This is a genomic window from Gammaproteobacteria bacterium (assembly GCA_013001575.1).
Classification (GTDB): Bacteria; Pseudomonadota; Gammaproteobacteria; order Steroidobacterales; family JABDMI01; genus JABDMI01.
Genome location: JABDMI010000029.1, coordinates 53,809 through 67,322 on the forward strand (window position 1 = coordinate 53,809; position 13,514 = coordinate 67,322).

Consider the following 13,514-nt stretch of genomic DNA (forward strand, 5'->3'; position numbering starts at 1 on the left):
CTTGGCGTACAATACGCTGGTCTAATTTCAGTGATATTTTTATGCCAGATACCAGCAATTCACTTCCTTCAGATACTGAGCAGGCTGCTGTGTATCCGGATGTCATCTCCATGATTGGTAAAACGCCAATGGTGCGCATCAATTCCCTGGATACCGGGCTTTGTGAACTTTACATCAAGCTCGAGAGCATGAATCCGGGTGGATCGGTTAAAGACCGTATTGGTTTGCAAATGATCACTGCCGCTGAACAACGCGGCGAACTCAAACCTGGCGACACCGTGATCGAGGCAACGGCGGGTAATACCGGAATTGGTTTGGCGCTGGTAGCAGGGCAAAAAGGCTACAACATGGTCTTGGTAATGCCCGACAAAATGAGCCGTGAAAAAGTCGATATGCTTAAAGCCATGGGGGCGGAAGTATTGATGACCCGATCTGATGTGGCTAAAGGGCATCCGGAATATTATCAAGACCTGGGCAAACGTCTGGCCGAGGAGAATGGCTGGTTTTTCATTAATCAATTTGCCAATCCCGACAACCCCAAAGCGCACGAACTGACCACCGCGCCGGAAATTTTTTCACAACTTGATAATGAGGTAGATGCCATCGTGGTGGGTGTTGGGTCATCCGGAACTATTTCTGGGATCAGTGCTTACTTGAAACGGCATGCGCCCGATACCGAGATTGTGTTAGCCGATCCAGAAGGATCCATTTTGGCACCTTATATTAAAACCGGTAAATTTATTGAAGCCGGCAGCTGGTTGGTCGAAGGCATCGGCGAAGATTTTATTCCGGACATTTGTGATCTCTCTTTAGTGAAAAATGCTTACGCTGTCACAGATGCGCAGGCCTTTAAAGCTGCACGGGATCTGTTGCAAGTGGAAGGCATATTCGGAGGTCCATCATCCGGCACCTTACTATACGCGGCGTTGGAGTATTGCCGGGCGCAAACCGAACCCAAAAAAGTGGTGACTTTTGCTTGTGACACAGGTAACCGGTATTTGTCCAAGGCCTTTAATGGTGGTTGGCTGTATGACATGGGCTTTGAAGACCGGCCATTCAATCGTTCGCCAAAAACCGGTAAAGAAAATACCACGCGCGCCATTATCGGGCGTTTGTATGAGCGTCGCCAAACCATTGTGGTGTCGCCTACAGACAGCCTGTTAACCGCACTTAAGCGTTTTCGCGACAACAGTGTTTCGCAATTGCCGGTTATTGATGACGGTGAATTCGCCGGAATCCTGACCGATAGCATGGTCATGCAATATGCCAGTCTCAATCCAGGTCGAATGCACGATCCGGTCTCAAACATTGATATTACCGATTTCCCGATCCTGACCTCCTCAAATACTCTGGAAGAAGTCCAGGCGGTGCTTGAAGATGAATCGTACGTAGTGGTATTTGAAGACGCGCGTTTTTTGGGCCTGATCACCCGGATCGATATTTTGAATTATTTGTACCGTATGGACTTGTTTGAAAAAAATTGCGAATAGTGTTGAGAAGGCTTCAATTTGAAAGGAGATTTGACATGAAATATGTGAATGCAGTTTTAGCGCAATGTTTTTTAGTCTCGATCATGGCCTGTGCAACATCCCCGAATACTTTGAGTCCTGATGCCGCTGTAGATATCCCGCCTGTATCGCTCAATTTCGAACAAGCTCAACGCCTGGCAACGCTTCCTCTGGATTGTATTAACACCGAATACCCGAACAAACTCAATGACGTGATCGGAAGTGACGCAGACCTGAAACCGCCACGCGTCTTGCATCCGGCATTCTATGGCTGTTTTGATTGGCATTCTGCCGTGCATGGGCACTGGTCTTTGGTCAAGTTGTTAAAACTATATCCAGACCTTGAAAATGCCGATGAGATTAAACAAAAACTCCTGAATAATATCTCTGCCGATAACATGCAAAAAGAGATTGAATTCTTTTATGGTAAATACAACAAGTCCTGGGAACGCACTTACGGTTGGGCCTGGTATTTGAAATTGGTGGAAGAATTGCATACCTGGGATGATCCGGTCGCACGTGAACTGGAAACCAACTTGACACCATTGGCCGATCTACTGGTACAACGCTATTTTGAATTCTTGCCCAAATTGCTGTACCCGATCCGGGTTGGTGAGCATACCAATTCCGCCTTCGGGATGAATTTTGCCTGGGACTATGCTGTTGCAGTTAAAGACCAGTCGTTTCAGGCTTTACTCAAGCAGCATGCCTTGCGGTTTTTTGCCGTGGATACAAATTGTCCGATCAATTACGAGCCCAGCGGTTTTGACTTTTTGTCGCCCTGTCTGGAAGAGGCTGCATTAATGAAGCGCGTTCTGAGTGCAACAGAATTCAGGGCATGGATGGACAAGTTTCTGCCACAACTGGCTGATCCGGATTTCGAATTTGATGTGGGCAAAGTTTCAGATCGCGGGGATGGCAAACTGGTGCACCTCGACGGGGTGAATTTTAGTCGTGCCTGGTCATTGTCTGTGATCGCTGATGGATTGCCTGCCTATGCCCATCTCAATACTTTGGCTAATGCGCATGTCCAGTATTCCTTGCCAGGCATTGTTGGTGACAGTTACGAAGGCGGGCACTGGTTAGGTTCTTTTGCGATCTATGCCCTGAGTTCTCAGCTGTAAGTCTGGTATGCAAAATCCTTTAAAGAATATCGGCCCCGGGGCACTGGTAACTGCCGCATTCATTGGTCCGGGCACGGTAACGGTTTGCACACTGGCCGGTGTGCAGTTTGGTTACGAATTATTGTGGGCATTAGTGGTCTCGATCATAGCCACGGTAATTCTTCAGGAAATGGCAGCACGACTCGGCATTGTCTCGCAAGCCGGATTATCCACAGCCATCCGTAATGAAATAAAGACGCCGTTATTGCGGGTTGCAGCCATACTCATCATTCTTTCGGCAATCGTAATTGGTAATGCGGCTTATGAAGCCGGCAACATCAGTGGCGGGGTACTCGGACTGGAAACCTTGTTTTCTTACGATGTTAGTGCATATGTTTTTCCATCCCTGATCGGCTTGATCGCTTTTATTCTTTTATTTATTGGCAATTACCGCATTATCGAAAAAGCTCTGGTCAGTTTGGTAATACTAATGAGTCTGGCATTTCTGATTACCGCCATATTAACCAGACCGGATCTATCCGATTTGTTCAAAGGCATGCTGGTTCCGAACCTGGACGCAAATAAATTATTAATGGTGATGGCTCTGGTGGGCACAACCGTGGTTCCTTACAATTTATTTTTACACGCGTCCCTGGTCAAGGAACATTGGAAATCACCCGGGGATCTTCCCTTGGCACGCAAAGACACCTATGTGTCGATTATTTTAGGCGGCGTGGTTTCGATCGCGATCGTTGTATGCGCCGCCGCTGTGCAATCTTCCGACATTAATAACGCAGCTGATCTGGCACTAGGGCTTGAACCATTGCTCGGTATTTATGCCAAGTATTTTCTGGCCCTGGGATTGTTCGCCGCCGGTATTACTTCGGCGATTACCGCACCTCTGGCCGCAGCCTATGTGGCGAGTAATTGTCTGGCCTGGGATGCCGGGCTTAAAGACAAACGTTTCCGGGCAGTCTGGATGTTTATACTTTTACTGGGCATGCTATCGGCCTTAAGTGGAATCAAGTCGATTGAGATCATAAAATTTGCCCAGATCACCAATGGTATTTTATTACCTGTGATCGCAATGTTTCTGTTGTGGGTAATGAATAAACGCACTGTACTTGGTGATTATGTAAATTCGACCCTGCAAAATATTATCGGCGGGCTGGTCGTATTGTTCACGCTGTTTTTAGGGGCTAAAAGTTTAGCCAAGGTGTTCGGGTTTTTGGGATGAGACCGGAAATTGATATTAATTGTGACCTGGGCGAGGGCATGGCTAACGATGCCGAGATCATGGCATTTATCACTTCTTGCAATATTGCCTGCGGTGGTCATGCCGGCGATGCCCGGAGCATGCAAAAGACCGTGGCCCTGGCAGTCAAGCACGGTGTAAAGATCGGTGCGCATCCTGCTTTTCCCGACAAAGAAAATTTTGGGCGTAAAATATTGCTCATGAGTAATGATGAGCTGAGCACCAGTTTGCATTCACAGGTCATGGCTTTACGCCAGATCACGGAAGCCCAGGGCAGTAAATTACATCACATTAAACCGCATGGGGCTTTGTATAATCTGGCCTGTCAAGATCGTGAAATGGCTCAATTGATATGTCGCCTAGTACAATCCATTCAAGCGGATCTGATCTTGTATGCACCCGATGAATCCGAGATGAGTAAAATCGCCAAACAAAAAAATATTCCGGTTATGTTTGAAGGCTTTGCCGATCGTGCGTATCAAGCCGACGGCTCTTTGGTGTCGCGCCACGCGAGTAACGCACTGTTGACCACCAGCGAGGAAGTATTGCGTCAGGCTGGCATGATGCTCTCGCAACAAGCCGTCATGAGTGTGGAAGGTGAAATGATCCCGCTGAAAGTAGACACCCTGTGTGTACATTCGGATACGCCTCATGCCTTAGCATTGGTTCGGAGCCTGCATACTGAATTTGTAATGAACGAGAATAAAATCTGATGTACGAGTTAAGTTTTAAAGCCTTTGGCGAAAGATCCATTCTGATCGAATGGCCTGATGGGATCAACGACAAGGTCATTGACGATGTGTCGCGCATGCGTGATGCGTTAACCCAGTCTTTAAAAAACAGTGAAGAAATTGTGGATGTTGTTGCAGCCTATAATTCTCTTACTATCATACATCGACATAATCTGATCAATTTTCCGCGCCGCGTGGATATTCTAAAAAAGATTTACGCCCAGGCGGCTCACAGCACGGAGCAGAAAAAATATATATTTACCATTCCGGTTTGTTATCACCCAAGCCTTGCCCAGGATCTCAAGTTTTTTATGCAAACCACGGGGCTGGAGCTGGCCGAGATAATAGATCTTCATGTCAGGCCTTTGTATCGGGTGTGTTTCTTAGGATTCTTGCCGGGGTTTTTGTATTTGAGCGGATTGGACAAGGCCTTGCAATTGCCACGCAAATCCACTCCGGACCCACACATACCCAAAGGTTCAGTGGCGATCGGCGGTGGTCAAACCGGCATCTACCCACACGCCAGCCCGGGTGGCTGGCATGTTATTGGAAAAAGCCCGTTGCAATTTTTTAACGCAAGCATTGAGCCTGTGTGTTTTGCGCAAGGTGGAGATTACATTCGATTCCAGTCCATCGGTATTGAAGAATACAACAAGCTAGTGAATGACATCGCACAGGATAAGTACCAAATCCAAAGTGAGCCTTATCATGCTTAACGTCATCAGACCCGGGGTTTGGAGCAGTATTCAGGATCTGGGGCGTCACGGTTTTCGTCATTTGGGGGTTCCGGTCTCGGGTGCCATGGATGCCGATGCGTCGCGCTTTGCCAATATGTTATTAAATAATCCGGAATCCGCCGCCGTCTTGGAAATGACCATGAACGGTCCGGAACTTGAATTTGAGTCGGCCAGTTGTATCGCGATCGCCGGGGCTAATATGCAACCACAACTAAATGGTGAGCCCGTGCATATGCACACAGCCATTAATGTGTTTCCCGGTGATCGTCTCCAATTTGATCATACTCTGGATGGCTTGCGCAGTTACCTGGCGATTGAAAAAGGTTTTCAGACTGAAGTGAATATGGGCTCAGCCAGTTATTACCCCAATATCACTAAAAAACAGCGCATCGAAAAAGGCGATCAACTGAGCTATATTGAATGCACACACCGAAGAGAAGAATCGCACGCGGCCGTAAATATTGATCCGGCTTATTTTAAACGCCATTCTCTGGAAGTGTTTGCCGGACCAGAGTACCAACAGCTGGGAAAATCTCGACAACTGGCATTGAGAAATGCCAAGTTCAGGGTGTCTAACCTATACGATCGTTCTGCCTATCAATTACAAGAAAAATTCAAAAATATTTTAAAGCCCATCCTGACCTCGGCGGTTTTGCCCGGTACCGTACAACTCACGCCTTCAGGCCGTTTAATAATTTTAATGCGTGATTGCCAAACAACCGGCGGTTACCCGAGAGTATTGCAACTTAATGAAGCAGCGATCAATCTTCTTAGCCAGAAAAAAATGGGCGATAAAGTTTCTTTTAGCATGCTGCCTGATAAAGGCTGAATAAGCATCGAAGAACAGGTTACAAACTGGTTACGAGCGCATCAGGATATCGCTATTCTTGCCGTGCCTTTATTCGCATTTTTAGAAGCTTGCGTGGGTATTGGTCTGTTTGTAACCGGCGTGATCTTGTTGACCATCAGTACGGTGTTATACGCCGAAGGCATTGCCACTATATTACAAATTATCCCTTTGGCCTTTTTGGGTGCATTAATAGGCGATCATTCAGGGTATTTACTCGGGCGCTGGATCGGGCCCAGGTTCCATCACACTAATTTTGCCAACAAGTATTCTGCACGAATTGAAAAAGCCGAAGACTTGATTCGCCGTCGCGGCTCTATCGCCATTTTGATCGGGCGTTTATTGCCGGCCATTCGCAGCATTATTCCACTGATTACCGGTATCAGCGGTTTTTCTCGCCTGCGCTATTTCAGCTACGACGTATTGGCCTGTTTTATCTGGTCGAGTTTGCTGGGTGTATTGGTGGTCGGGATTGATTCAATAATTTAAGCTGAGGTTCTCAGAGAAGGCCGTGGAGTACATCAGTCTATTTTGGCCACGCACTCAGAATCAGGGCAATCGCTAGAAATTGTGTGAAGTGATAGCCGGCATCAATTAACCACAACTTGATACTTTTATTGGAAAACTGGTAATTAATCCCAAAACTCGTGGCCACGAAACCAATGCCAACCAAAAGCGCGTAGTGTAGGGCATACGCCAATTCAGTATGGTGTCCGAGCAGAATGGCAAATGCAAATGCTGCGAGTAAGGCGAATACAAAACTTAAACCATAGACTTTGGCCGGATGACCTTGTTGATCGTTTTCGCTGATTCCGGCTTCTCGCATCCAGGTTTTGCCGAACAGTATGGGTGAATACCATAACCCACCAATCAGAAATGTCGATAAAGCCGCAACAATAACAGCTAAAAAATTAAGGTTTTCAAGATGCATGCTAATTCCCCCGTTTAATTTGATTTGTGCTAATCGAGTTTAGCGTAATTTAGCAACTGTAGAAAAATTATTCGGCTTTAAAATGCGCGTTCTCAATAATTCCAAACACATTACCCCAGGGGTCAAGTACCGCTACCACCAAAATTCCGTCTCCAACATCCTGGATGTCTGCATGCATTGTTGCGCCCATATCCAGGACTCTGGCAAGTTCGGCTTTGGCATCTTTAACGCCCCAATACGCGATTGATCCACCGGGTGCTGAACGTGTTTCATTGGGTGATAATCCGAGTTCATATCCGCCAACATTAAAGCCAACATAAAATTCTTCATCAAAGTAGGGCGCATAACCGAGTAAGTCCGAGTACCATTGCTTGGCGGCGTGCAGGTCAGTCACACTATAAACCACTGTACGCAGTCCCAAAAAATTATTTTGATCGGTCATAGTAGTTTCCTTAATTGGATTGTCTTCAGGTGCCAGATTGTAGTTGTTGGTAACGCATGCAGAAAAAAGAATAGTAATAATAAAAACACAGATATATTTAATTAATTTCATTAATAAAGCCTTGTTTGTTATGCGTTCAATTTACGCGTTAATCTTTGGCGGGAATGACTATAGAGCGTTTTTCAGCTACCCAGGCTTTAATTCCACCTTGCATAGAGACAATATTACTGAAGCCCAGTTTTTGTAAAGCGTCAGCACCAACGGCCGAGCGATTGCCGCTACGACAATACAACACAATAGTTTGTTGTGATGAATCATTGCCAAGGCTTTGCAAGTATTTGGGGAACTCGGATTGCAGCTGTCCCACTGGAATATGAATCGCACCGGGTATCATGCCTGTAATAATTTCATCAGATTCACGTACATCTATGACCAGGTCCTTGTGTAAATGATTGTTAGCAACATCATGGGTTGAGACTTGAATGACTCTTGCTTTGGCTTTTTGCACAGGATCCGCAATTGTTGAATCGGTGCATGCGCTTAGTAAAAGCGTGATCAGTAACAGGGTTTTAAAATGTTTAAACATGATGTCCTCGTCATTGATGATATTGAAATTACTGAAACCAGGGAGCGACCGGTAAATTACGTTCACGCAGAAAATCGGGATTCGCTAATTTGTTTTTGTAACGTGTACCAAGATCGCACAATACCGTGACTATGGTTTTACCCGGTCCGAGTATATTCGCCACCTGCATCGCCCCTGCCACATTCACGCCGGTTGAGCCGCCCACATTCAGCCCTTCATGTTCCAGTAAATCATAAATAATCGGTAAGGATTCTTCATCGGAAATTTGAACCGCCATATCAATTGGCGCCAAAGCCATATTACCGGTAATGCGTGAATTGCCGATGCCCTCGGTAATCGAGGTACCGACCACTTTGATTTCACCATTAGTGTAGTAATTGCACAAACCCGAACCGGTAGGGTCAGTGAGGGCGATGACCACGTCCGGATTCTGCTCCTTGAGATAGCGTCCGACCCCGCTGATGGTGCCGCCCGTACCTGAGGCAAACGCGAAAGCATCAACTTGTCCGGCGGTTTGTTGCCAAATCTCGGGGCCAGTGGTTCGGTAATGCCAGTCGCTGTTGGCGGTGTTGTCGAATTGATACGTCCAGACCGCGTTTCCGCCTTGGGTATTTAATTCTTTGGCGAAGCGTTCGGATTGATGCACGTATTGATCGGGATTACTGTAGGGTACGGCCGGCACCAATCGAACATCCGCACCATACATTCTTAAGGTATCGATCTTTTCGGCACTTTGGCTATCCGGCATGAAAATTACGGTTTTATAGCCTAATGCATTTCCTACCAGGGCCAGTCCGATCCCGGTATTTCCCGCCGTGCCTTCTACTATTGTCCCGCCAGGCTTTAACAAGCCTTTTTCCTCTGCATTGCGGATCAAGCCCAGAGCCGTACGATCTTTGATCGAACCACCCGGATTAAGGTTTTCGCATTTAGCCAGAATAGTACAGCCAGTTTCTTCGGAGGGGCGGTGTAATTTTATGAGCGGCGTGTTGCCAATTTGTTCGATGATGGAATTGTGGTATTGCATGTATGTTGATCCTTGGAATTTAGGCGTCTTCACTTAATTCGGCCAATTGATCCGCTTGATATTCATTGATAAGTGGTTGGATAATGGACCCGAGGTCGCCTTCCATGATTTCCGGCAGCTTATATAAAGTGAGATTAATTCGGTGGTCGGTGACCCGACCTTGTGGATAATTATAAGTTCGTATGCGTTCGGAACGGTCGCCACTGCCGACCAGTGATTTGCGTTGGCTGGCTTGTTCGCTTTGTTGTTTTTCCTGTTCATCGGTTAATAACTTGGTTTGCAACAGTGACATCGCACGCGCCCGGTTCTTGTGTTGTGAACGTTCGTCCTGACATTCCACCACAATGCCGGTGGGTAAGTGCGTGAGGCGTATGGCCGAATCGGTTTTGTTGACGTGTTGCCCGCCTGCACCAGAAGCTCGAAAGGTATCCACACGGAGATCGGCCGGATTGATATCAATGGCTTCAACCTCGTCCAGTTCCGGCAACACCGCAACGGTACAGGCCGAGGTGTGTACGCGACCCTGTGATTCGGTTTGCGGCACCCGTTGCACGCGGTGTGCGCCGGACTCAAATTTAAGTTGCGAGTAGGCACCTCGCCCGATGACCCGGCAAATAATTTCTTTATAACCGCCATGATCACCTTCGTTCTCTGACAGAATTTCGATGCGCCAACCTTGTGATTCAAAATAGCGTGAATACATTTTGAAAAGGTCACCGGAAAATATTGCCGCTTCATCGCCACCGGTGCCCGCGCGAATTTCCAGAAAGATATTGCTGTCATCGTGCGGGTCTTTGGGGATCAGGAGTTTCTGTAATGCGAGGTCGCCACTTTCAATTTGAATATTGATGCTGTCGAGTTCTTCTTTGCCCATCTCGCGTATGTCCGGATCCCCATCCTTTAGCATTTCCTCTGCCGACTTTTTGTCGGTTAGTAATTGCATATGGCTTTTAAACTGCTGCACAATGGGTTGGAGATGTGAATATTCCTTGGACAGTTCACGAAAACGGTTCTGATCATTAATGATCTCTGGCACCGCGAGTAAACCGGCGATCTCCTGATAGCGTTCTGCGAGATTTTCCAGTTTGAGTTTAATCGAATCTTTCATTTATTCTTCCGAACTGTCGGTCTCTGTTTCAGGTAATAAAAGTTGCACCAGAGTATTGACTTTTTCCGGCTGATCCTCACTTATGCCTTTGCGTAAGATCTTGGTAGGGCGATGTAAAAATCGATTAGTTAACTGATGGGCAAACTGGGTTAGTATCTGTTCGGCATTTTCCGCATTCAATTTGTCTAATGCGGTTCCCAAAAGCTCATCACGATCTTTCTCGTAATGTTCGCGCAATTCGCGTATGGCAGGACTTGCTTTGCGTAAATTTTTTGCCTGGGAAAAATCGATCAGTGCGGTTTCAACAATTTCCCTGGCTTTAACCGCTTCACTTTGACGCGCTTGTTGATTGTCCGAAATAATTTCCTGCAGATCATCGATGCTATACAGGTAGACCTCGTCCATGTCCTTAACACCGGGTTCGATGTCACGCGGTACCGCCAGATCGATGACAAACATCGGTTTGTGTTTGCGACTTTTCAATGCTTGTATAAAAGCTGTCTCTGACAGAATAGGCTCTGGACTTGCGGTTGACGTGAACAACATATCGGCCTCGGCCAAATGCAACTCGACGTCTTCAAGGCTGATGGCATATCCCTGAAACTGATGTGCCAGGCGGTTAGCGTTCTCAATGGTGCGATTGGCAAATACCATGCGTTTCAGACCTTGTTGCTGCAAATGCTGGGCAACGAGTTCAATCGTCTCCCCGGCACCAATCAACATGGCGGTGTGTTTATCAAATCCGGAAAATATCTTGCGACCCAGCTGCACACTGGCCGATGCCAGCGACACCGCGTGATTACCAATACGCGTTTCTGTGCGGATACGTTTCGCGGTGCGGAATACAAACTGGAAAACATTGTCCAGTTCTTGCTTTAAACTGCCATACACATTGGCGTGTTGATAGGCGCTTTTTACCTGGCCAAAGATTTGTGGCTCACCCAAGACCATGGAATCCAGACCGCAGGCCACCTGTAGGGCGTGACGAATACAATCCTGTTCCTGTTTGTAATAAAGGCATTTCGAAATTTGGTCGCGCCCTAGATCATCCAGGGCGTGTGAATCCATCAACCAGTCTGTCAAAACGTTTTGCAACATGTGCAGATCGTTACTTGAAGCATAAATTTCGGTTCGATTGCAGGTGGACAGGATGACAGCCTCGTTTACGCTATCCAACTCGCAAAGATTTTGCAAAAAATCGTCCAGTAAGGCCGGATCAAACGCGACTCTTTCGCGGATCTGCACAGGCGCAGAGGCATGGTTGACACCCAGGATTGCAATCGCCATACAGTAACCCTAACGCGTCGCGTTATTAAACAATTCAATAAATGAACGGGTAGTGGATGGCATTGAATACATTATCTTGTCAAAATTACCAATTTGAGTGTTGCGCGGCAAGCAGATTATTCTGTCCAGCTTAAAGAGGGCGTATTATAGCTAAATTGCCGTCAATTTATGCTCGTAATGGTTATTATCCTTGTGCTGATCTGTGTGAAACCGAGCATAAAGAACAGAATTGTGCTTGAAACTGCGAATCACCGGGGTAAATCTTGTAAAATCCCCATGCTTTCCAAACGGTTTTATCATTTCACATGAAAATTAATTTGATTTGTTTGTGCTGCATGTCCTTGTTGCTTTGTGCCTGCCAAACTGCAAGGCAAGTTGCCAATGCGCCAGGTCAGGCGGCAACCCAAACCGCCTCCCAAACGGCTTCACAAACTGTGGGTCAAGTGGCGGGTCCACGAGCAGGTCAAACGGCAGGTCAAGCCGCGGGTCAGGCATCAGCACAGGTGGTGTCGCTGGAAAAGCCGCGAAACAACACTTTACAGGCGAGTAGTTTGCCTATTGCACAAGAATCCGTACATAGCAGTAAAAATTTACAGTAACCAGGGCAGCTCATAAATTATGCAAATAATATTTTCTAAACTTACCAAGACTATGGTATTAAACTCAGTTGCGCTTGGAATATGTGGCGTGCTTAGCGGCTGCGTTCATCAAGTTGTAACTGTTCCGGCGCAGACGGCATCACAGGGTGCCCAAACGGCTGGCCAAACAGCCCAGCAAGTTGTGTCACACGATGGTCGCAAATCCGACCAGGTCATGGCCAGTCACACACCGGTAAGCCAAAGTTCGGCACGCCAGCCGTGAGTTCGACTTGTTTATTGCACAGGCTCGCCACCGTTCTTGTGATTGGAGGCTTGTTAAGTGCTTGTGAAACCATGAGTATGCCGGCGCAGATAAGCAGCGATGCTGATAAACCGGCACGCCAACAAGCCTCGCAGCCCGAGGATAATGCTGGACAACAATTTGCCGGCGGTATGCAGCAATCATCCAAGGCAAATGAAAAACCGTCACAGCCAATTTATGCACAACAAAGTGCACAGGAACCAAATCAAGCTGAGCCAGTCACGCCTGGCCAATCCTCAGTCGATTCTCAGAAGACGACTGATTCTCCAGCAGATGCAAGCAAGCAGTCCTGGGCTAGTCAACAAGCGGCAAGCAAGAGCGATGACAAAGCTTCGGAAAGTGGTTTGCCCTGGCATCAACGCATGGCCGATCAATCCATGCGTAAAAAAAAACAATCACAACAAGAGCAATATCGTCAAGTTATTCGACGCGTAGAAATAGACCCGGAAACCGGGCTTTACAAAGACACGTCTCAGCAAACTGTTAGCGCAGGAGTAAGTAAGAATATGAGTTTTGATAATCGACAACAAGACCTGCTGGAGTGGGGTTTTTGGGAATTGAATGGCCGCATTGGCATAAGTGTGAATAAAGACACCTACAACGGCAGTCTGCAATGGGAGCAAGAAGGCGATGAACTGGATTTCCGCTTCCGCGGTCCCCTCGGTATTGGGGGCGTGCGAATTCATGGCGATCTTGGTCAGGAAGTACGGGTCAAGACCACACGCGGCGAAGAATTCTTTTTACGTGATATTGAAAAAGACATGCAAGAGCAACTGGGCTGGAGTATGCCCATTAACAGCCTGCGTTATTGGTCGCTGGGAATCACCGATCCGCAACAAGACGCCGAAGTCGTACTCAATGACCAGGACTTACTGGATGAGATGCAGCAAGGGGAGTGGACGATCGTGTATGACAGTTATACCGATGTGGATGGCGTCAGTTTGCCCAGAAAATTCAAGATCAGTGGTCCACAGACCAAGATTCGTATGGTTATAAACGACTGGACGATTCCAGAACTGGAATAACATTCAGTCACGATAATAAATATTCAA

The 13,514-nt window shown here is 47.1% G+C and carries 16 protein-coding genes; 10 read left to right on the forward strand and 6 right to left on the reverse strand.

The window, feature by feature from the left end; translation table 11 throughout:
• Positions 1 to 41 precede the first annotated feature (41 nt).
• Genes HKN88_02445 through HKN88_02475 form a run of 7 tightly spaced genes read left to right on the forward strand, consistent with a single transcriptional unit; the run spans position 42 to position 6,670 of the window.
• Positions 42 to 1,490 (forward strand): pyridoxal-phosphate dependent enzyme, encoded by a 1,449-nt coding sequence (locus HKN88_02445; protein ID NNC96912.1) that lies wholly within the window; start codon positions 42 to 44, stop codon positions 1,488 to 1,490.
• Positions 1,491 to 1,525: 35 nt separating this feature from the next.
• Positions 1,526 to 2,632 (forward strand): DUF2891 domain-containing protein, encoded by a 1,107-nt coding sequence (locus HKN88_02450; GenBank protein ID NNC96913.1) that lies wholly within the window; start codon positions 1,526 to 1,528, stop codon positions 2,630 to 2,632.
• A gap of 7 nt (positions 2,633 to 2,639) precedes the next feature.
• Complete coding sequence (locus HKN88_02455; protein NNC96914.1) at positions 2,640 to 3,848, forward strand: Nramp family divalent metal transporter; 1,209 nt, start codon at positions 2,640 to 2,642, stop codon at positions 3,846 to 3,848.
• Positions 3,845 to 4,579, forward strand: a complete 735-nt coding sequence (gene pxpA, locus HKN88_02460) for a 5-oxoprolinase subunit PxpA (GenBank protein NNC96915.1) — start codon at positions 3,845 to 3,847, stop codon at positions 4,577 to 4,579. The genes HKN88_02455 and pxpA overlap by 4 nt, the downstream gene beginning before the upstream one ends.
• The gene (gene pxpB, locus HKN88_02465) at positions 4,579 to 5,313 is read left to right on the forward strand and encodes a 5-oxoprolinase subunit PxpB (GenBank protein ID NNC96916.1); all 735 of its coding nucleotides are present in this window, start codon (positions 4,579 to 4,581) and stop codon (positions 5,311 to 5,313) included. Before pxpA ends, pxpB begins: the two co-directional genes overlap by 1 nt.
• Positions 5,306 to 6,163 carry a biotin-dependent carboxyltransferase family protein gene (locus HKN88_02470; protein ID NNC96917.1) on the forward strand — a complete coding sequence of 286 codons (858 nt, stop codon included), beginning with the start codon at positions 5,306 to 5,308 and terminating at the stop codon, positions 6,161 to 6,163. The genes pxpB and HKN88_02470 overlap by 8 nt, the downstream gene beginning before the upstream one ends.
• A gap of 54 nt (positions 6,164 to 6,217) precedes the next feature.
• Entirely contained in the window at positions 6,218 to 6,670 is a 453-nt protein-coding gene (locus HKN88_02475) for a DedA family protein (protein ID NNC96918.1), read from the forward strand.
• A gap of 37 nt (positions 6,671 to 6,707) precedes the next feature.
• On the opposite strand, the gene HKN88_02480 is transcribed toward HKN88_02475, so the two are convergent.
• From HKN88_02480 to HKN88_02505, 6 genes are all read right to left on the reverse strand, one after another.
• Positions 6,708 to 7,112: a DUF1761 domain-containing protein gene (locus HKN88_02480; GenBank protein ID NNC96919.1), complete on the reverse strand. Its 405-nt coding sequence runs from the start codon at positions 7,110 to 7,112 to the stop codon at positions 6,708 to 6,710.
• A gap of 67 nt (positions 7,113 to 7,179) precedes the next feature.
• Positions 7,180 to 7,554 carry a VOC family protein gene (locus HKN88_02485; protein NNC96920.1) on the reverse strand — a complete coding sequence of 125 codons (375 nt, stop codon included), beginning with the start codon at positions 7,552 to 7,554 and terminating at the stop codon, positions 7,180 to 7,182.
• Positions 7,555 to 7,702: 148 nt separating this feature from the next.
• Positions 7,703 to 8,140: a hypothetical protein gene (locus HKN88_02490; GenBank protein NNC96921.1), complete on the reverse strand. Its 438-nt coding sequence runs from the start codon at positions 8,138 to 8,140 to the stop codon at positions 7,703 to 7,705.
• Positions 8,141 to 8,168: 28 nt separating this feature from the next.
• Positions 8,169 to 9,167, reverse strand: a complete 999-nt coding sequence (locus HKN88_02495) for a cysteine synthase A (GenBank protein NNC96922.1) — start codon at positions 9,165 to 9,167, stop codon at positions 8,169 to 8,171.
• Between the two features lie 19 nt (positions 9,168 to 9,186).
• Positions 9,187 to 10,275 (reverse strand): peptide chain release factor 1, encoded by a 1,089-nt coding sequence (gene prfA / locus HKN88_02500; protein NNC96923.1) that lies wholly within the window; start codon positions 10,273 to 10,275, stop codon positions 9,187 to 9,189.
• Complete coding sequence (locus HKN88_02505; GenBank protein ID NNC96924.1) at positions 10,276 to 11,562, reverse strand: glutamyl-tRNA reductase; 1,287 nt, start codon at positions 11,560 to 11,562, stop codon at positions 10,276 to 10,278.
• Between the two features lie 335 nt (positions 11,563 to 11,897).
• On the opposite strand from HKN88_02505, the gene HKN88_02510 reads away from it, so the two are divergent.
• The 3 genes from HKN88_02510 (at position 11,898) to lolB (ending at position 13,487) form a co-directional block, all read left to right on the forward strand.
• Positions 11,898 to 12,161: a hypothetical protein gene (locus HKN88_02510; GenBank protein ID NNC96925.1), complete on the forward strand. Its 264-nt coding sequence runs from the start codon at positions 11,898 to 11,900 to the stop codon at positions 12,159 to 12,161.
• An 88-nt stretch (positions 12,162 to 12,249) separates the two neighbouring features.
• A complete protein-coding gene (locus tag HKN88_02515) occupies positions 12,250 to 12,423 on the forward strand; it encodes a hypothetical protein (GenBank protein NNC96926.1) in 174 nt (57 codons plus the stop codon).
• Positions 12,420 to 13,487, forward strand: a complete 1,068-nt coding sequence (gene lolB, locus HKN88_02520; GenBank protein NNC96927.1) for an outer membrane lipoprotein LolB — start codon at positions 12,420 to 12,422, stop codon at positions 13,485 to 13,487. The genes HKN88_02515 and lolB overlap by 4 nt, the downstream gene beginning before the upstream one ends.
• Positions 13,488 to 13,514 lie beyond the last annotated feature (27 nt).

What these genes read in the sequence shown, in the direction of transcription:
- HKN88_02445 (NNC96912.1), top strand. Translation starts at nt 42, where the DNA reads ATGCCAGATACCAGCAATTCACTTCCTTCAGATACTGAGCAGGCTGCT.
- HKN88_02450 (NNC96913.1), top strand. Translation starts at nt 1,526, where the DNA reads ATGAAATATGTGAATGCAGTTTTAGCGCAATGTTTTTTAGTCTCGATC.
- HKN88_02455 (NNC96914.1), top strand. Translation starts at nt 2,640, where the DNA reads ATGCAAAATCCTTTAAAGAATATCGGCCCCGGGGCACTGGTAACTGCC.
- pxpA (NNC96915.1), top strand. Translation starts at nt 3,845, where the DNA reads ATGAGACCGGAAATTGATATTAATTGTGACCTGGGCGAGGGCATGGCT.
- pxpB (NNC96916.1), top strand. Translation starts at nt 4,579, where the DNA reads ATGTACGAGTTAAGTTTTAAAGCCTTTGGCGAAAGATCCATTCTGATC.
- HKN88_02470 (NNC96917.1), top strand. Translation starts at nt 5,306, where the DNA reads ATGCTTAACGTCATCAGACCCGGGGTTTGGAGCAGTATTCAGGATCTG.
- HKN88_02480 (NNC96919.1), bottom strand. Translation starts at nt 7,112, where the DNA reads ATGCATCTTGAAAACCTTAATTTTTTAGCTGTTATTGTTGCGGCTTTA.
- HKN88_02485 (NNC96920.1), bottom strand. Translation starts at nt 7,554, where the DNA reads ATGACCGATCAAAATAATTTTTTGGGACTGCGTACAGTGGTTTATAGT.
- HKN88_02490 (NNC96921.1), bottom strand. Translation starts at nt 8,140, where the DNA reads ATGTTTAAACATTTTAAAACCCTGTTACTGATCACGCTTTTACTAAGC.
- HKN88_02495 (NNC96922.1), bottom strand. Translation starts at nt 9,167, where the DNA reads ATGCAATACCACAATTCCATCATCGAACAAATTGGCAACACGCCGCTC.
- prfA (NNC96923.1), bottom strand. Translation starts at nt 10,275, where the DNA reads ATGAAAGATTCGATTAAACTCAAACTGGAAAATCTCGCAGAACGCTAT.
- HKN88_02505 (NNC96924.1), bottom strand. Translation starts at nt 11,562, where the DNA reads ATGGCGATTGCAATCCTGGGTGTCAACCATGCCTCTGCGCCTGTGCAG.
- HKN88_02510 (NNC96925.1), top strand. Translation starts at nt 11,898, where the DNA reads ATGTCCTTGTTGCTTTGTGCCTGCCAAACTGCAAGGCAAGTTGCCAAT.